Origin of the sequence: Hahella chejuensis KCTC 2396, from assembly GCF_000012985.1 — a bacterium.
In the GTDB taxonomy this organism is placed as follows: Bacteria; Pseudomonadota; Gammaproteobacteria; order Pseudomonadales; family Oleiphilaceae; genus Hahella; species Hahella chejuensis.
The window spans coordinates 3773449-3791805 of sequence record NC_007645.1 but is presented as its reverse complement, the minus strand read 5'-3'; the positions used below and the strand labels follow the sequence as shown (position 1 = coordinate 3791805).

Genomic DNA, 18357 nt, shown 5'->3' with positions numbered 1-18357 from the left:
AACTTGGCTCAGCCGTTCAGGAGGGGGGCGACAAGCGGCCTTGAAATCCATGACGGCGAGGCTATCTTTTGGTTAAGGGCTAACGGGAATCAGAGTCTCTTTCATGACGACTATCTTGCAAGCTAATGGATTCGAGGATTGCGCCACGATTGAGGATCTCTCTGAGTTTACAGTCTTAATTGTGGACGACTCGCCTCTCAATCTGGATGTGGCGGTGGCTTGTCTGGAAAGCCGGGGCTACCGCACTCTGTCCGCCGAAAATGGCGTGCAGGCCCTGCAAATCGCTATGGAACACCAGCCCTCCCTCATTCTTCTTGACGTCATGATGCCGGAAATGAATGGGTTCGAAACCTGCCGCAAGCTGAAGAAACTGAGTGGGTGCGACGATATTCCAGTAATTTTCATGACCGCGCTCAGCGATGTTAAAAGCAAGAAGGCGGGCTTCGACGCCGGCGGTGTGGATTACGTCACCAAACCCTTCCAGGTGGAGGAGCTGGCGGCGCGGGTGCATACTCATATCGCACTGAAAGTCGCCTACCGGCATCTGAAGGACAGTGAGCTGCGTTACCGCAAGTTGGTGGAGACCACGCCGGACGCCATCCTCGTGGAGGGGGAAGAAGGCATCGTGTTTCTGAATTCCGCGGCGGTGAAAATGCTGAAGGCGGATAACCCGGATAAGCTGCTGGGCGGCGCGTTACTGGATTTCGTCTTGGACGATCAGAAAGAATACGCGGCGATGCAATTAAAACAGGCTTGCTCGGTGGACAGGAGCGCCGGCCCGCCGGAAGTCATGCTGCTGCAGCAGCTGACCGGGGGGCGTGTGGAAGTGGAGGTCAACTGCATTCCCATATCCTATCATCGTTCGCCTTGCCACATGTTTGTGTTGCGTGACATCACTGAACGTCGACGTCAGGAGGCGGCGATTGAGTTTCAGGCTACTCATGACGCGTTGACCGGCCTGCCAAACCGTAGCCTGTTTCTGGATAGGGTGACGCAATCGATTAATCACGCGCGACGTAATGAGTCCAGATTGGCGCTGATTTTCATCGACCTGGATAAGTTCAAGCTGATCAATGACACGCTGGGACATAACGCCGGGGATGATCTGCTAAGGATCATGTCGAAACGTTTGCAGGAATGCACCCGCAACTGCGACACCCTGGCCAGGTTCGGCGGCGACGAGTTCGTTTTACTGGTGGACAATCTGGAAAGTGAAGCGGACCTGACGCATCTGGCGGCGCGCCTGATCAGCTCCGTCAGCGCGCCGGTGTTATTGCTGGGACAGAGCCATTCCATTACCTGCAGTCTGGGCATCAGCAGCTTTCCGGAAGACGGCGACAACGTGGAAGTGCTGATGCGTCATGCGGATATCGCCATGTATCGGGCCAAGGAGTCCGGGCGTAATTCCTATCAGTTTTTCACTCACCAGATGCAGGATCGCCTCAACGAGCGTCTGAAGCTGGAAAGCAGCTTGAAACAGGCGCTGGAGAACGACGAATTTGTATTGCATTACCAACCTCAAGTGGATCTGAGCACCGGCAAGATTATTGGGCTTGAAGCCTTGATACGCTGGCAGTCGCCAACCCTGGGACTGGTGCCGCCGGGAGATTTTATTCCCGCTGCGGAAGAGGGGCGTTTGATCTCCGCCATTGGCGAGTGGGTCATCTTCGCCGTCTGTAAACGCCTGCAAAGCTGGCGGCGGCAGGGGTTGAAGATCGTGCCGGTGGCTATCAACATTTCCGCCTTGCAGTTCATGGAGCAGAAAACGGAAGAACTGGTGAAGCAGGCTTTGAATGAATACATGGTGGAGCCGAAGTATCTGGAGCTGGAGCTGACGGAGTCTCTCTCCATGCTGGACCCGGTCACATCCATCTCTCTTATGCAGCGGCTCAAGGATATCGGCGTTTCTTTGTCCATTGACGACTTCGGCACCGGATATTCCAACCTCAGCTATCTCAAGCGTTTTCCGGTTAATAAACTCAAAATAGATAAATCCTTTGTGTCAGGCCTGACTAATAACCCGGACGATTACTCCATCGTCAAAGCCATTATCCGCATGTCCCAGAGTCTGGGGTTGAAGACCATTGCGGAAGGCGCGGAGACGGCGGGTCAGATAGCGCTGTTGGCGGCGGAAAACTGCGATGCGATACAGGGCTTCTACTTCAGCCGTCCGCTGCCGGAGGCGGAGATTTGCGCCATGCTCAAGGAGCGCCCGCGCCTGGACATCAGCGAATTCGGTCGAAACAAGGACAGAGGCGCGGTGCTGGTAGTGGACGATGACGTTAACATTCTGCGCAGCATTAAGCGCATCCTTCGAGATGAGGCATACGAAGTACTGGTGGCCAGTAATACGGAAGACGCCTATGAAGTGCTGGCGCGGCGCGAAGTGGCGGTGATCGTGTCAGATTTGCAGATGCCAGGAGAAAGCGGCGTACAGTTTTTCTCGAAAATCAAAACCATGCATCCGCGCTCGCTGCGGATACTGCTCACCGGCCATGGCTCCTCTGAAAGCCTGGAAGGCGCGATCAACCAGGGCGAAATCTATCGCTATATCTCCAAACCCTGGGACAATGCGCACTTGCTGGAAACGCTGGGGGCGGCGTTCAAGCAATACGAGAAGGGCGTTTAGACGAGCGTCTGGAACATCTCATTCCTTCTCTTAATCCCTTATTGTCGGCGCATTACATTTTCTGGTCATCTGCGCCATCGCCAATACGACGACGCAGACTATTTTGCGCTGCGGTCCGCTATACGGGCCTTGGCCGGCGGCAGCCAGCGCGCCAGTGACGCGTACAATTGCTGAATGCTAAACGGTTTGGCCAGGAAGTCGTCCATGCCGGAATCCATGCAACGTTGCTGGTCCGCAGGCAGGGCGTTGGCGGTCAACGCCACTATCGGCAAGCGTCGGCTGCCCGGGTGGGACTGTTCTGCGGCGCGAATGGCCATGGCGGTTTCATAACCATCCATGACCGGCATCTGACAATCCATCAACACTATGTCGTAATGGTTCTTGGCTAAGCGCGTGAGCGCTTCGCGACCATTCTCGGCGATGTCCGCAGTGATGCCGATCATATTCAACAGCTCCACTGCATACTCTTGGTTGATGGGATGATCCTCAACCAGCAAAACGCGTCCGCTGAGCGGCGGGCTCTGGCTACGACCCGTTGCGCCGACGGTTTTGGCGGTCAAGGTGGATATGCCACTGATGGAAGGATCTTTTTCCAGCCATACGGAGAACCAGAAAGAAGAGCCTTCGCCGGGGCGGCTTTCCACGCCGAGTTCGCCCCCCATCAGTTCCACCAGACTCTTGGAAATGCTCAGGCCGAGCCCTGTGCCGCCATAAGTGCGGGTAGTGGAGCCGTCCGCTTGAGAGAAGGATTCGAAAATCTTCTGCTGTTTCCCCAGGGGAATGCCAATGCCGGTGTCGATAACCGATATTTTCAGCTTCATATTGCGGGCGTCTTCATCGCTGATTTCCACAATGATCTGAATACTGCCCTGCTGGGTGAATTTGAGCGCGTTGCCCACCAGATTGGTCAGGATCTGCCGCAGGCGTCCGCTGTCGCCGATCAGGGTTTCCGGGATGCCGTCGCTGATCGCGCAGATCAGCTCAATGTTTTTACTGTGCGCCCGGGGCGAGAAGATATCCGTGAGGTAGGAGAGCAACTCCGACAGTTTGAAGGGATGATTATCCAGATCCAGTTTGCCGGCTTCGATCTTGGAGAAATCCAGGATGTCATTGATGATATTCAGCAGGGACTCGCCGGAACTGACGATAGTGTCGAGATACTTGCGCTGTTTCTCCGACAAGGGCGTATCGGCGAGAATGCTCGCCATGCCCAGCACGCCATTCATCGGCGTACGGATCTCGTGGCTCATTCTGGCCAGGAACTCGCTTTTAGCCTGATTGGCCTGCTCCGCCGCTTCTTTCTCGCGGCAGGCTTCCTTGATGTTCTTTTTCAGCTCCACTTCCATGAAGATGAAAGATTCCGCCAGACGTCCCACCTCGTCGCGGGAGCGCACCGCCAACGATTGAATCGTGCTGTTCGGCTGATCGTCCTTGAGGAAATCCTGAGAAGGCAACTGCTTGGCGTAGTTGGTGAGGAAGTCCAGCGGCCGGGAAATGCGCGATACCCAGATAAAGGCCACGAGAATACTGCCAATGAAGAAAAAGCCGATGATCAGACTCTGACTCTTCACCAGATTCTCCGCCGGAGCGGAAATTTCCTCCACCGGCACCACCACGGACAGATACCAGTCGAAAGGTTTGAAATAGCTGACGTAGGCCACCACCTGACGCTCTTCGTCGTGCCTGGCGCTGGCGACAAAGGGGTCGAGGTAATGATACATCACCTGGCCGATTTGCTCTTGCGCCGCGATCTGGCCAATCAGCTCCGCCAGCAGATTTTGTTGCTCGCCGTTCAGAGACATGGGCGCTTCGCCTTCTTCGTCATTGCCCGGCGGCGGTACCAGTATTTCGCTCTGGCCGTTGAACAGATAGGCGTAGCCGGTGTTGGCGACCTTGATGTCAGGGAAGGTCTTACGCAGACTGTCGATGATAGCGCTCATTTTCTTGCGGCTTTCTGCTTCGACGTACTCGAAGTCCACCATGGCGACCAGCGTCATTTTCCAGTCGGGCAGGGGAAGGAAATAGCCGATATGACGGCTGTCGCGGTCGCTGCCGGGTTTCCGCCAGTTGAAAATGGCCTTGTCGCCAGAGGCGTCCAGGTTGTCGTCCGCCATGGTCTGATAGATAACGCGGCCTTTAAAATCCCGCAGCGAAGTAATGTAAGTCGCTTCCACGCTGTGCTCCGGGTGCGCCATGACGCCGCCCTGGCGGTTGAACACGAACACTTCCACTTCGCCGAAACGCACTTCCCGCAGCCACTTGAAAGCCATGGCCTCGGCCTCTTCCTGCGAGACCCTGCCCGACTTGTACAGGTCCCCGTAGACCTTGAAAGAGGACTGCGCGATTTCCGACACGCTCTGTAAATCGCTTTGCAGATTGGAGAGGATTTCTATTTTGTCGCCGGTCAACTGATCGTAACCGGCTTTGATATTCAGCTCGACCAACTTCAATACGTTTTGCGCAGAGGATTCTTCAGCATGAAGCATCGCGCGTCCCACATCGCGATGGGTGAAATAAAGAATCGCCAGCGCCGCTATGGTCATGATCAACAGGATGAGAGAAATTATCCTGGTTCTTAGCGAGTAAAAACGGTAGTGGCTGAAAAAACGGCTGTTAGCTCGAACCATGTTTAATCGGGAACCTGTATTTCTCGATAGATTTCGTCTGCAGCGGCGAGCCAGTCTGCGCGCAGGTAAATGCCGATGACTTCCGCCGTCTTAAGGTTAAGGGATATATTGGTTTTCTCCTCAAACAGTTGCTTCAGGGCTCTGGGGCTCGCCCCGTTTATAACCTGGCCCAGACAGGAAGCCAGGTAATCGCCGATGGATTCAAAGTCCGGTCGCGACATACTCATTAAAACGCCATATTTTACTTCTTCCGAGCCCAGTTGGGAAAAAGTGGGCAGTTTATGTTTGTTGGCGATTTTAACTATTGTCGGAATGCTGCGCTCATTTACGCCGCCTTGCATGGTAATGTACAGCGCGTCCACTTCCGGCGCCAGCTTGTCGATGCATGAAACTACGCTCTCCACCGCTTTGCTGTTGTCAGGAATATCGCTTAGGGTATAACAACTTACCACTTTGAAGCGATTCTCCCCGGCGACTTTTTGGATATTCTCCAGCGCCGCATAGGCGCGTCCGTCCACGGAGTTCTCGTAGGCCACTCCAAGGCGCTTGAAGCCCACCGCCTCGTGGAACACCCGCAGTTGCTTCTCGTAGCGCTGGGGCGACACCCGGGCGAACACGTGATCATAGCCGGAGTCTTCGGCGCTTTTGATGATGCCTGACTGAATCGGATCGCTGGCGGACATCACGAAGACAGGGGTGTGATGACGGTTGTTGGCCAGGTCCTGACCCGCCCAGGTGCCCATGGCGAAGACCAGATCGATATCTTTTCGCCGGTTCATCCGATCGATAATATCCGTGCGGATTTTCTCTCTGGACTGCTGTTCCCAGTCTGCGGAATAGTAAGCGTCGCTCAGAAACGTCAGATACTGGCTTTTGGCGTTTTGCGCCAGCCAGTTCCAAAGGGTGCTGGCGTCGACCTCGCTGGAAGGCAGTTCCGCCTGTTCGATCCAGCCCAGCGCCATCAGCCCGCGGATAGTCGCTTCAAGGTAGTCGTGATAGTTGTCATGGGGGCCGCCTTCGTAATAAGCCAGCCGCCATGGGGTATGAGCGGGCGGATTTTGCGTTTGTGGCGTATCGGGCGGGTGCGAAGCGGCGGCAGGAGGCGTCAAGGCGAGCAGGAGGGCGAATCCTGGCGCGCCTGTGAAGAGGAAGACAATCCTGATGATCGAATTGCGCATGAGATGCTCCATCTTGCTGGCGCCCGCTCTGAAGGCGGGCGGTTACGCTTATTGGGGCGTTTCGACCTCTCTGTAAATCTCGTCGCTGGCGCCGAGTAACAACAGGGAGGGATTAAACCCGATGACCTCCGCAGTCTTCAGGTTCAGCGCCATTCTCGCCGGTTCTTCGAACAACTGGGGCAACTCGTTGGGCTTGGCGCCATTGAATATTCTGGCCATGGTTTGTGCGTGGAACTCGCCAAAATACTTGAAGTTGAACTGCGACAGGCTGGCCAGCACGCCATAGCGGACTTCTTCGGAGCCGGATTGGGAGAACGTGGGCACGTTGTACTTTTGAGCCGTCTTCACGATCACCGGCAAGGTCTTGCGGGTGACGCCGCCCTGTTCGGTAATGTAGATGGCGTCCACTTTCGGCGCCAGTTTCTGGAAGCAGTCGATGACGCTGTGCTCCGCCATGCTGACGTCGGCGATATCGCTCTTGGTGTAGCAGGGCGTGATGGTGAATTTAAGTTCTTTACTCAATGCCTCAATGGTGTCCACTGCTGCGTAACTGCGGCCGTTCTGAGAGTTTTCATAGGCGATGCCGAGGCGCTTGAAGCCGGTAATGTCATGAAACACCCGAATATGGCGATCGTAACGAAAGGGGTCCATCGTGGCGTGCAAATGATCATAACCGGAATCGTCGATGCTTTTGATGATGCCGGCTGAGAGAGGGTCGCTTGCGGAAAACACCAGCGTCGGCGTGCTGTGTTCGTTATTGGCCAGATCCAGTCCCGCCCAGGTGCCCATGGCGATCATCAGGTCGATGTCTTTCTTTTCACTGAACCGTTTGATGATGTCCTTCTTCATCTGAGCGCGCAGGTTGTCATCCCAATTGGCGTTGTAGTGGGCGTCTTTGACGAACTCGATATAGTCACTCTGGGCTGACTCAGAGAGCCAGCGCCACAGGTCGCTGGTCTGATCGCCCTTTTGGGGAGGGATATCCGCCTTTTTGATCCAGCCCATATCCATCAACGAGCGCACTGTGACGATCAGCTCCCGTTGGTAATCCGGATACTCGCCCCCTTCGTAGTAACCGATGCGCCATCGCTGACCCTGATTAGTCGTCGGCTCCATGCTGAACTGAGAGGCGGCTTCAGCTTTGACGGATGTAGCCGCAGTGGCGACGCTGGTGAACAGCGCCAATGTCAGTGTTGTCAGAGCGACCAGATAACGTTTTATCCTCATTCGCTGTTCTCCTTATTCTCCCCAGACTCGTTTTCGCAATGATAGTTCCCTAACACCTCACTCGCTTTGACTGCTTTACTGCGCTACTGCAACATTGTCCATATAACCCTTTGTTTTTATTGCGCTCTTATGGCGCACTATCAGGTTCGTCTAGGCCTCGATGGTCACGGGCGCGCCCGCCAGTCGACGTCTGCATTCACCCGCCAGGGTGGTGGTCCAGCCCTCCGGCATCGTCTCCTGGCCGCTCATCACATCCGCCGCCGTCTCCAGCAATGAGGCGATATGCGCCTGCTCCACCGTCATGGCGCGAATGCGCGCCACGGCGCTGGCGTCAAGTCCGCCGGCGGCGAGGATCTCGACCGGCCCCGCTGGCACGTAACCATCGTCGCGCGTGCGGGTGACGACGGTTTGCATGCCTGACAGATAGAATCCTGTGAAGGCCCGGGCGATGGCTTGAAAGCGGGCGTCTTCACCAAAATGGCGCTGTAGCGCATTCAATACGCTGCGTTGCATCCGGGGCAGATAGGACGCCTGATAGTAACCGCCGGCGCAGGTTACGCCGCGGGCCAGGGCGATGACAAGAAAATTCGTGAATAATGAAGGCAATAGACGACCTGAGCGCAGTTCCTGCAATAACGGACCGGCCGTCAAGGGAACTGCATAATCGCTTTGTTGTCCGTCCACTGCACGCAATGTCGCCGCGCCTCCGTCTTCAGCCGTCAGGCCGAGTGATACTCTGCGCCCGGCGTCGTCAACGCCCCAGAACAGAAAGGTGCCGGAACCGTTGATTCCCTTAAGTTCAGCGTCCAGAGCCTGCAACAAAGGCTGCTCGAAAAATAGAATGGAAGCGAGACTATCCGGGTTAGCCAAGTCATATTCCAGAAGCATAGTCGCTATTTTTTCCATTTCCAGATAGACCAGCGTCGGCGCGGAGACGTTGGCGGCGAACAGACGGCGCCAGAGACGCTGGTTCAGCATAACCGCCTGGTCTGAATAGTCTGCGGCGGACATCACCGCTTCCGCCTCGTAGTCATCCCGCAGCAGGCTGAGAGCAGCCTCGGCCAGGCGAGAATCGTCGCTACAGGCGGCTCTAACCCGTTTCTGGGCGTTCTGCAGCATGTTTGCGTCGAGAGCGGGGGTGCGGGCGACGATGGTGCGCTTCAGGCGGTCGGGAAACAAGGGTATTTTTAGCGGAAATGCGCCGCTGGCGGCGCTTTCGGCGAATTTCGCCTCAGGATACAGCAACATTCCGCGAGGATAGGTGAGATTATTGAGGGGAATGTTGGCGCAGGCGAACACGGGCAAGGTGGCGGCGCCGGTGGAGAGTCCAAACAGCAGCGTGCCTTGCACGGACTGGGCGAAATAATCCACGCCGTGATGATTAGCGGTCAGGGCGACGGGATGATTGAGAATATCCGCACTGACCGCGGCGGCCACTGCTTCCCCGAGCAGAGGCGAGACATAGCTTCGTAATACGTCCGCCAGATCCTGGCGCGGTTGAAAACTGCTCTGGAAAAAGCGAAATCCGCTGCGGGTATAGTCACAGACCGGGACGCCGGCATGGGTTTGCAGTGCGCCATCGACGACAGGAAGGCGCGCGCGAATCTTGGTCAGCAGCGAATTGGTCAGGCTGCTTTCCGAAAGGAGTGATTCCATGGTGATGAGGTCCTTATGCGGTTTTGCTGCGGCTGGAGATAGCGCTCTGGCTGTGACGGGATGGCGGCCGTTGCGACCTGGGCTCGGCTGGCGTGAGGCTTTCCCCGGCCTTGCCGCTGTCGCCGGCGGGCGTCTCCCGTGCGGCCAGTAATTGGAACAAAATAACAGTGATCAGATAAGCGCCTCCCAGTACCGCCACCCCGTAGCGGATGTCGGACAGCCCCACCAATCCGGCGAACAACATGGGGCCAAGCATCTGACCAATACGACTGGAGGCCCGGAACAAGCCGAGCGCTTTGCCTTCTCCCAGCTTTTTGCTCACGTCCAGATGCAGGACGTAGGCGCTTTGTGAGGACAGCACGAAACAATTGGATAATCCCAGCAGGATGACGGCGCAGGAGGTCGCTGCGACGCCCTGCAGGCCGATAAAAGACAGAAACGCCGCGCTGCCTAGCAAGCCGCCGATGAAAATCGGGATCTTCTTGCTCGGCATGCGGTCCGCCAGTCGTCCGACAACGGGGCCGAGAAACGTCATGCAAAGCCCGAACAGCATCAGTATCTGTCCGATTTTGGCCTCCGGCGCGCCAATGCGGCTCAGGTAAACCGGGGTGAAATAGTGCATGAAACCTATGGCGGCGATGGCGGCGGGCAGACTGCTAAGCAGACTGACGGCGATCACATTGCGATCCCCCAGAAAACGCCAGATGGTGATCTCTCCGCCATGAGCGCTGGAACTGGGTGCGGGGGCTTTGGGCGCGGCGGGGCCGGATGCGCCCCGACGCAAGTAGATGACCGCATAGGCGACGACCGTGAACACCAGTAGCGCGCCAGTCAGGAACACCGCTTCATAACCAAAGCGCTCGGCGATCAGGGCGCCGGTGGCGGCGCCGCAGATACTGCCCGAATAAAGGCCTGCAAACAGATGCGCCAGCCCTTGGGTCTTGGTGCGGGTGTCGGTGTGACGCACGACAAAGCCTTGCGCCGCCAACAATGTCAGACCGTATCCGAAGCCCAGAATGGCGCGGGACAGTACAAACTGCAAAGCGTCGGGCGCCAGCCAGGAGTACAGGCCTCCCGCCAGAGTCAGCAGCAGGCCAACGGCGAATGGCGGAACCCAGCCTTTGCGGTCGAGCCAGGCGCCGGAGACAAAGATGGCGACGCCAACGCATAAAAACTCCACCGCAACAGGCAGCCCCAGCGCAAACTCTCTGGATACGCCGGGAATGATTTCATACAGCCTTTCCATATGCAGAGGCAGTATCGACATGGACAGGTCCACGCCGAACAGAAACAGGAAAATCGCCGGCCGCATGGCTTTGTACAGCTCAGACGCCTCAGGCGTAGGGACGGAGGGAGCGTTGTCGGCAGTCTGTGACGGTTCTGTCGGCGTGCGCCCGGCGAACAAAACCACAGACATCTCTACCGCAATCAGCAGGGCGATCAGCATGATGGTGGCGTTATCCGCCACTAACGCAATGAAATCCGGGCCGCTGTAGGCTGTTTCGCCCTGCGCCGAGGTTAAATCAGCCTGAATGGCGAGCCAGGCGGTGACGAACAGCGCCCCATGGGCGCTGGCGGCGGTGAGAATGCCGGCGCCGGCGCGAACGAGCCGGGCGAAACGGCGGGCCCCTTTGCCATCGCCTTCTTCAACCGAAGTGTTGGCCACCCGATTAAGCACAATCAGCAGCAGCGTCATACCCGCCAACACGGCGAACCCGGCTGCGAATCCCCGCGCCAGACTCTCCCACATCTGACGTTCGCGTTGTTCGCCGTTGGCGGCGGTCACGGCTTTGTCCAGGGTTACCATGGCGGTGACGCCGGATTCAGGCTGCGCCGGTGGAAGAATGATTTGGAAATGATCCTGGGTGGACGCGTACTTCAGCTCATCATCAGGAAGCTTCTTTAAGCGGTAGGCATTGGGAAGGTCCGCGCCGATCTGATTGGCGTTGGTGCTCAGGGTGACGACGCCGTTCCGGGCCAGAGCAAGCTCCAGCCCGAAAACGGAAGACGCGTCGCCGCTCTGTTGGCCTGTCTTCTGAGTGACGGCCTTGAACACGGCGGTGGCGCGCAGTTTTTCCGACAACTCGGTTTGACGTTGGCTCAGATCCTCAAGGTCTGTCGCGTTCTGGAAACGGATCTCTTTGATTCCCGCCTCAAACATCGACGCAGACAGAAAGTGCTGCTCGTGCAAACGCTCGAATACAACATAAGACAGGAAAGCGCTGAGGGGCAGTGTGAGAATCAGCAATAACGTCATTCTTGCGGAAAACCGCATCGGGTTTAGCGCGTCCATTTAGCGACGGTCCTCATAGCTAAGTGTGGCGATCGTAACTCATCGAAATACCTCCCGACTACTATAGATAATAGATCACTGCTTGGTCATCAGACGCTTGCGGATGGTGGTCGAATTCGCGGCTTCCAGGGTGAGCTGCTGCTTGTATAAACGCGCTTCGCTTTCCGCCATCAGGTATTCGTTGGCGGTTGGCGCCACCACGTTGATCGGCTGCATGCGGTATTGGCCTTCGAACAACATGTAAGGTTTGGTGGTCAGCACCCAGCCGTTTTCCGTCTGTTGGATATTGATCACCGCATCGGGATCTTCTTCCCGGCAGCGGAGGGGCAGCAGGTTGATGTTGGTGATGGGCATGGAGAACAACTGTTGCACCACATAAGCCACCGCCAGAGCGCCAGTGCTGCAGGCCAGGGTCTCGCGGTTGATGCCCCGTTCGAAGCAGCGGTTGGAGACGGAGTCCAGATTGTGAATGCGGGCGAAGTTGACGCTGACGCCGTCAGGGAAAATGTGTCGGCAGCGGCTATTGATAAAGGAGCCGATGCGATGCACCAGCCAGGCGCCCAGACCGCGGCGTCTGTCTTCCGGCGTATGGCCCTCTGGAGTGGCGCCGAAAATGAAGCTGGCCAGCTCAGGCACGGAGAAATCATGATCCGGGAAAATCACCAGATGGGGTTCTCCAGTGAATACCAGATAGCCTTTGATGGTCAGCGTGGATGCATCCGTATAGGGCTTCAGATCGTCCCGGCGGAACTGAATGGTGAGTTCCTCGATGACGTCGATGGTGTCGTCCAGCGGATGCAGGCTGTCGCGGTTGACCAATTGCGTTGGCGTATGGCGGGGCATGCCCAGGTTGACCCAGCTGCCGTCGTAACCGAGGCTGCCGATGGAAATAATATTAGGAGATGACAACGGGATTTCAGTGGCGATATTGGACACCGTGACGCCGTGTTTGCGACGCAAAAAATCGGCGATGCATATCAGGCCGTTGCCGCAGCAGGCGGCTTCTTCACCGTTGGGCTCAAACATTCTGAAAACATAGTCCGCAGCGGATAAATCCGGTTTTGCGTCCCAGTAGTTTCTATCCTTAGCGATCGCGTCCAGCGTCCGTGCATTCGAGCGTTGCACCACCAGCAGGTTATCGCAGCCAATGCCAAAAGTCGTGCTTGTGGCCTTGGGAGCGAACGCCGACCATTCCATTTCCGCCAATACGCTGTCTTCAGTGGCGTCAACAATAACGAAGTTATTGCCACAGGAAGTGTATTTGACGAAGGGAACAGTTTTCGCGGCTACTGCTGTTTCGTTCTTATCTATGAACATCTGGAGTGACCTCACTTGGTGACAAACAGTACAAATTCGCCATAGAAAATAGCATGGTCTGAATTCTCCGCCATTGCATAACGGCGATAATTGGAAATGATTGGTAAACTTAAATTATTAACTGTGATGGCGAAGGGTGCGAGAAAGGCATGAAAGTTTTGTGAGATATGTATTGTCAAACTCTGATACAGAAACCGCTCGGACTCCCGATTTGTGTATCTGGAGGAGGTGGGGCGATTGCAAATATCCACACAGGCTTACAGTCATTTTCCGCCGTTCTGCTATACCTAAGCGGCCTTGCTGACATTCTGCAGTTGTGAGCGGTAAGCTTTAATTTATTTATGATTATCGGCGACGCCCGCATAGCCGAAGGAGCCTGACATGCTGAGCTTGTACGCTAAAGATTCCATGGTGGATTTTTTAGTACAGAAACTGGACTACAAAATTCGTTGCGCGCTTACCCCCTTTCCAGTGGCGAAGGAGTACAAAGCGCATCTGGACACATTGAACAGGGACGGTTGTGTGGTATTCGAGGAATATTTTTCACCGGAGCAGGTGGATGAATTTCTGGAAGACATAGAGGCCGCCAAGAAGCGTCAGGATCTTACCCGGGTCGCCAACGGCCACATCGACACGGGAATTTCGCGTGTTTACGATGTCGCCGATGTTGCGCCAATGACCCGCAAAATTTTTGAGGACCCGATGATCCTCAGCCTGATCAAAGGCTATTGCTCCAGTAAGTGCGAACTGCTGAAAACGTTCTATGAAGAGAAAAGGGAGGTGGGGACATCCTCGCAGTCCAACCATCATCACTTTGACGACTGGCGCCATCGTATAAAAGTCTGGGTGTATCTCACCGACGTCACGGAAAATCAGGCGCCTACGACGATCACTCTGGGCAGCCACAAAAACCATTTGTGGCGCTACTGGCCGGAATACAATTACTTTCTGCACTTCCGCACCGACGAAAACAACCGCTACACGGAAATGACCGACTACTCCGGCATGTTCTGGCCCCACGAAGCGGCGACGATTCGTAAACTGTGGAAATACAAAGAAAAGACAATTACCGGCAAGAAAGGGACGATGTTTATCTTCGACTCCCGCGCCTTACACCGCTCAACAGTACTGAAGGAAGGCGAACGCAAGATCATAACCGGCTATTACACCTATAAAGGTCTGGGTCTGTAGCCGAGGGTTCGCAGAAAGCTAAAGCCCGGATAAAGAAAGCGACGCGAAGTCATACAGGTAAGCGAAGCGGATTAACAAGATCAAGCGCTGAAAAAAAAGCCGCTCCCGACAATGAGAAGTAGCAAACCGTCAATGCGTCGGGAGCGGTCGATCGAAATCGTTAAAGTGCGTTATTGCGCGGAGACAATTTCTCCTTTACGGCGCTGAACTTTAAACTCACCTCTAATGTCGCCTTGCGCATATCTGACCCAGCCGGTGTCGATGGCGTCGACAGTCGGCAGCTCGCGCACGAAAAGGTCCGCAAAATCTTGCGCGCCAGGGACGCCAGTTCATTGCGTTGGTTGTCTTCAGAAGAGGAGGCGGAGCCCCCTCCGCCTCCGCAGCCTGAGAGTATGGCCATGCCTGCAACGAGACTTATTGCGCATAGGATTAATCTCATGGCTCACCGCCTCAATTCTAATTAAAGGTCACTGAATTGATCATTGAGACGAGTGACGGCAGTTCGCCCGCCCAGGTCTTTATTAGTGATAAAGATCACTCTTCCTCTGTCCATCTCGAATAGAGAATCGCGTTCTACGCCAAAGAGTCCGGTTTCTCCCTCTTTAACGCCCGGGTAGACCAGCGCTTGCTTGAGTGAAAGACTATCCAACATGATGCTGCCGTTGGTTGTGACTTTCATGACCTTTGGCAAAATAGCGTTTGGCTTAATAGTGAACTGAACAGGAGAAATGCTCTTATGCATCTCGTTCAACGTGAAAAACGCTTTAGCAAGGAGCGTGACGTTACCGCCAAGAGTAACTTCCATCTTGAATGGGTAGTCGCCTGCTTCATTGGTGCGAGACACTTTGGTCGTAATAGTGCCCGAGTACTCCAGCGGCAAACCATCGATAGTGACCTTGACGTCGTTGTTGACGGACTCTGTCGTCAGTTCAAGGGCGTCGCCCTCAGGCAGTATGAACGAAATGTCGCGGGAGCCGCTGACGTAAGTGATGGTGTCCATGAGGCCATAGTCCATCGAGCAGTTGTAAAACTTCTGTGTGAATGTGCTCGTTCTATCCTTAAGCGATTTGAATTCGGCCGTGTAATAACCGCCTTTGGGGCAGGTGATGGTTTTCACGCCATCTGTCAGACCAGGCAGGCTGTTATCCCTTAGCTCAACTGAGTGGAAGCTGTAGAGTCGCGCTTCCGCCAGCGGCACATAAGTGATGGCGTACGCCTGTCTGGCGAGTGAGAATTCATACGCGCTGATTGTGTTATTTTTTGTTGATCCATTCCCCGATGAGGAGCCGCCACCCCCACCGCCACATCCTGTGAGCAGAGCCAAAACCGATACCAAAGCAATGCTACGTGTTTTCATTCGTTATTAATTTCCAGAGAACCAAAATATATAGAGATGTATATCGCGCACTAACCGCGCGGCCCTTGTTAACAGGGAGTTGAACTTTAATTACGTTCCTGTAACACACCCATACGTAAAATTACTAAAACGTTTAAGTTCATTTGCGCTATGCTTATTGGAAGAAACGAGAGGTGGAAAGGCTGTCGTGATATGAAAGCGTTTCCTTTTTTATAAATTTACACTGTTAAGTTTTCCGATAAAAATGTGATGCGCGTCACAAAAAGTGATGGACGGGATTCAACCAAAGGATTAATAATCTAATCATATGGAGTAACGCCGTTCGAAGATCTTGGAATAACCAGGAAGCGCTTTTGCGGTTTACAAGGAAAGGACACCATGAAAACAATATCGCTATGGCTCTTATTGTTATTGGCGTGGGACGCGGAAGCGGCCTATGTCACTTCTACGGACTCTGCGGAGTACGATCTCAAACGCCCCCTCGAAAGTATGAATATCAAGTATGGCTATGAAGAGCCGCAGCTTGATCGCTTGCCGGCGGGCAAGTGCGGAATGGGCGGTGGACTTTACGTGAACACGGACTTCTGCAAAACCTCCGAGCTGTCGTCGACAGGCGTTGCGATGACTGCGACAGAGTCGGTGACTGGCGCTTCGGCGTCCGCCAATCCAACTGTGGCGGCGGTGTTCGGGCTCAGTCTGATCGGCTTGGGATTATTGGGGCTGGGAGCGCTGCAAATACGGTCATAAGAGATAACAAACCGTTTCCCTAATTTACCAAATCCTCGCTTACTAACCGGGAACTGAAGCCTAGACTTGAATCACATTCAGGCGAAAGAGGGTGATTCTATGAACGGCGCGGTCCTTTTGGTTGATGATGAACCCGGGGTGACTCAATCCCTGACCCGTCTACTTCACCGACGAGGTTATCGCACTCATTCCGCTCATGATGGCGTGGCTGCGCTGCGGCTCATGCAACAGCATGATTTCGACGTGGTTATCACCGATTTCAACATGCCCTACATGAACGGCGTAGAATTTCTGCAAAAAGTGGGTCACAAGTACCCACGCATCGAGAGAGTGTTGATGAGCGGGTTAAGTGAATTTTCCATGTTGCGGGACGCGGTCAACAGCGCCCGCGTCAATACTTTTATAACCAAACCCTGGGACGATGAAGATCTGGTGCGCGTGGTGACCCAGTCTTTGCGTTCTGCTGCGGGACGCGAGGATGCGCAGGCGTTTCGCGATATTCTCGACAACGCCAGGGAAGGGGTGGTGGTGATCGATCGCAGCGGTGTGGTGACTGATATCAATGAGAAGCTGTGCTTCTGGCTGGGGTACGAGGCCCATGAGCTGATTGGCGTGGCGTCCTCCACCATGCGATCTGACCAGCAGCCTCGTGAGGCGTATCAGGCGCTGTACGCCGATGTCCTGGACCGGGGATGTTGGGAGGGGGAACTGCATCTGCGTCGCAAGGACGGCGGCTCCCTGAAAACCGAGACTTTGATCAAGCCATTCCGGGATGGAGACGGTTGCATCGAGCGCATTGTCTTCTACGTCTTCCCGTCGAAATTTCAATAAAAACCACCCAGGACAATAACCAAAACCGGGACAGTAAGTCCCGGTTTTGTCCATAGCAGTCGGTAGGAGCGTCATTTTAGTATCTAGGCTCAGTTGCAATTAACGCCTGGTAACTTTTATGACGATACAAGCTCCGCGTAAGAAATTCATTTGGGTTTGGCTGTTATGGCTGGTTGGTTTTTATAGCGTTTGGGCTTTCCTGGTGTTCGGCCTTGGTCAATGGGAGGCGGTGACGGAACACTGGCCCATCGCTCTGGCGATGGCGCTGGGCAGTTACGCCGCCGGTTCCACGCCCATGGGCGGCGGCACGATTGGGTTTCCTGTGCTGGTGCTGTTGTTTGATATGCCGGCGACCTTGGGGCGGGACTTCAGTTTCGCCGTACAGGCGATCGGCATGACCAGCGCCAGCATTTTCATATTGGCTCGTCGCCAGCCTTTGGCCTGGTCGATGCTGTTCGGCGCTATGTTCGGCGCACTGATCGGTACGCCTTTGGGAATTTTCTTTATCGCCCCCTATGTTCCCGGTTTGTTGATTAAGGTCGTGTTCGCGGTGATCTGGGCCAGTTTCGGCATTTTGCACCTGTACCGTATTCGTGAGATCGCCGGTCATAGCGGCATGACTGAGTTTGATGAGCACTGGGATTTCAGAGTCGGCGTCATGCTTGGCCTGTGCGCCGGCGCGTCAGTCGCTTCCGTCACCGGCGTCGGCATCGATATGGTGATCTACAGCGCGCTGGTGCTGCTGTGCCGTGCGGATCTCAAGATCGCGATTCCTACCTCTGTCGTCATCATGGCGTTCACTTCCGTGCTGGGCGTGGTGGTTAAAAATCTGTCCACCGGCATGCAGCCCGGCGTGTATGAAAACTGGCTGGCGGCGGCTCCTATTGTCGCTCTGGGAGCGCCTTTGGGCGCGTATATCGTCGACCTGATCGGGCGTAAGCCGACCCTGTTATTTGTAGCGGTGCTGTGTGTGGGACAGTTTATCTGGACTTGCTCCGTTGAGCGTCACACTCTGGGCGTGGCTGGGGTTCTGATGGCGGTGGGCGCGGTAGGCGTCTGTCTGTATGGCTTTGAGCGTCTGCGCGCCTGGGGTGCGGTTCTGGTAGGGGAGGCCAAGGAAAAACAAGCGGCGAAGACTCGTCTGGCGTATCTGGCGGAAATGTCTGGACAGTCCTTGTCTCAGAATCCCTATCCGTCTCAGGGGCGCACTGTGAAACAGGTGGAAGCGGCGGACCTGAGCTGAGGCGGCTCTTCGTGGGCGGATATCACCGGCAATCTATATCCACGCAATGGCGAATAAGCGG

Annotated in this window: 12 protein-coding genes; 5 read left to right on the top strand and 7 right to left on the bottom strand. The window is 55.3% G+C overall.

Going from position 1 to position 18357, the window contains the following annotated elements; all coding sequences use genetic code 11:
- Positions 1-103 precede the first annotated feature (103 nt).
- On the top strand, positions 104-2629 hold the full coding sequence (locus HCH_RS16350; RefSeq protein ID WP_011397455.1) for an EAL domain-containing protein: 2526 nt from the start codon (positions 104-106) through the stop codon (positions 2627-2629).
- Positions 2630-2727: 98 nt separating this feature from the next.
- On the opposite strand, the gene HCH_RS16345 is transcribed toward HCH_RS16350, so the two are convergent.
- From HCH_RS16345 to HCH_RS16320, 6 genes are all read right to left on the bottom strand, one after another.
- On the bottom strand, positions 2728-5256 hold the full coding sequence (locus HCH_RS16345; RefSeq protein ID WP_011397454.1) for a cache domain-containing protein: 2529 nt from the start codon (positions 5254-5256) through the stop codon (positions 2728-2730).
- A gap of 2 nt (positions 5257-5258) precedes the next feature.
- Complete coding sequence (locus HCH_RS16340; protein WP_011397453.1) at positions 5259-6434, bottom strand: ABC transporter substrate binding protein; 1176 nt, start codon at positions 6432-6434, stop codon at positions 5259-5261.
- Positions 6435-6482: 48 nt separating this feature from the next.
- Positions 6483-7661: an ABC transporter substrate-binding protein gene (locus tag HCH_RS16335; protein WP_011397452.1), complete on the bottom strand. Its 1179-nt coding sequence runs from the start codon at positions 7659-7661 to the stop codon at positions 6483-6485.
- A 150-nt stretch (positions 7662-7811) separates the two neighbouring features.
- Complete coding sequence (locus HCH_RS16330) at positions 7812-9317, bottom strand: hypothetical protein (RefSeq protein WP_011397451.1); 1506 nt, start codon at positions 9315-9317, stop codon at positions 7812-7814.
- A 13-nt stretch (positions 9318-9330) separates the two neighbouring features.
- A complete protein-coding gene (locus tag HCH_RS16325; protein ID WP_011397450.1) occupies positions 9331-11610 on the bottom strand; it encodes an MFS transporter in 2280 nt (759 codons plus the stop codon).
- 75 nt (positions 11611-11685) lie between these two features.
- Complete coding sequence (locus HCH_RS16320; protein WP_011397449.1) at positions 11686-12927, bottom strand: diaminopimelate epimerase; 1242 nt, start codon at positions 12925-12927, stop codon at positions 11686-11688.
- A 381-nt stretch (positions 12928-13308) separates the two neighbouring features.
- On the opposite strand from HCH_RS16320, the gene HCH_RS16315 reads away from it, so the two are divergent.
- The gene (locus HCH_RS16315; protein ID WP_011397447.1) at positions 13309-14118 is read left to right on the top strand and encodes a phytanoyl-CoA dioxygenase family protein; all 810 of its coding nucleotides are present in this window, start codon (positions 13309-13311) and stop codon (positions 14116-14118) included.
- 460 nt (positions 14119-14578) lie between these two features.
- Here HCH_RS16315 and HCH_RS16310 read toward each other — a convergent pair whose 3' ends face one another.
- Positions 14579-15475, bottom strand: coding sequence for a hypothetical protein (locus HCH_RS16310; protein WP_011397444.1), 897 nt, complete (start codon positions 15473-15475; stop codon positions 14579-14581).
- A 378-nt stretch (positions 15476-15853) separates the two neighbouring features.
- Between HCH_RS16310 and HCH_RS16305 the strand changes: the two genes are divergently transcribed.
- From HCH_RS16305 to HCH_RS16295, 3 genes are all read left to right on the top strand, one after another.
- Entirely contained in the window at positions 15854-16222 is a 369-nt protein-coding gene (locus HCH_RS16305) for a hypothetical protein (protein ID WP_011397442.1), read from the top strand.
- Between the two features lie 99 nt (positions 16223-16321).
- Positions 16322-17053 (top strand): response regulator, encoded by a 732-nt coding sequence (locus HCH_RS16300; RefSeq protein ID WP_011397441.1) that lies wholly within the window; start codon positions 16322-16324, stop codon positions 17051-17053.
- A 118-nt stretch (positions 17054-17171) separates the two neighbouring features.
- The gene (locus HCH_RS16295) at positions 17172-18296 is read left to right on the top strand and encodes a sulfite exporter TauE/SafE family protein (protein ID WP_011397440.1); all 1125 of its coding nucleotides are present in this window, start codon (positions 17172-17174) and stop codon (positions 18294-18296) included.
- Positions 18297-18357 lie beyond the last annotated feature (61 nt).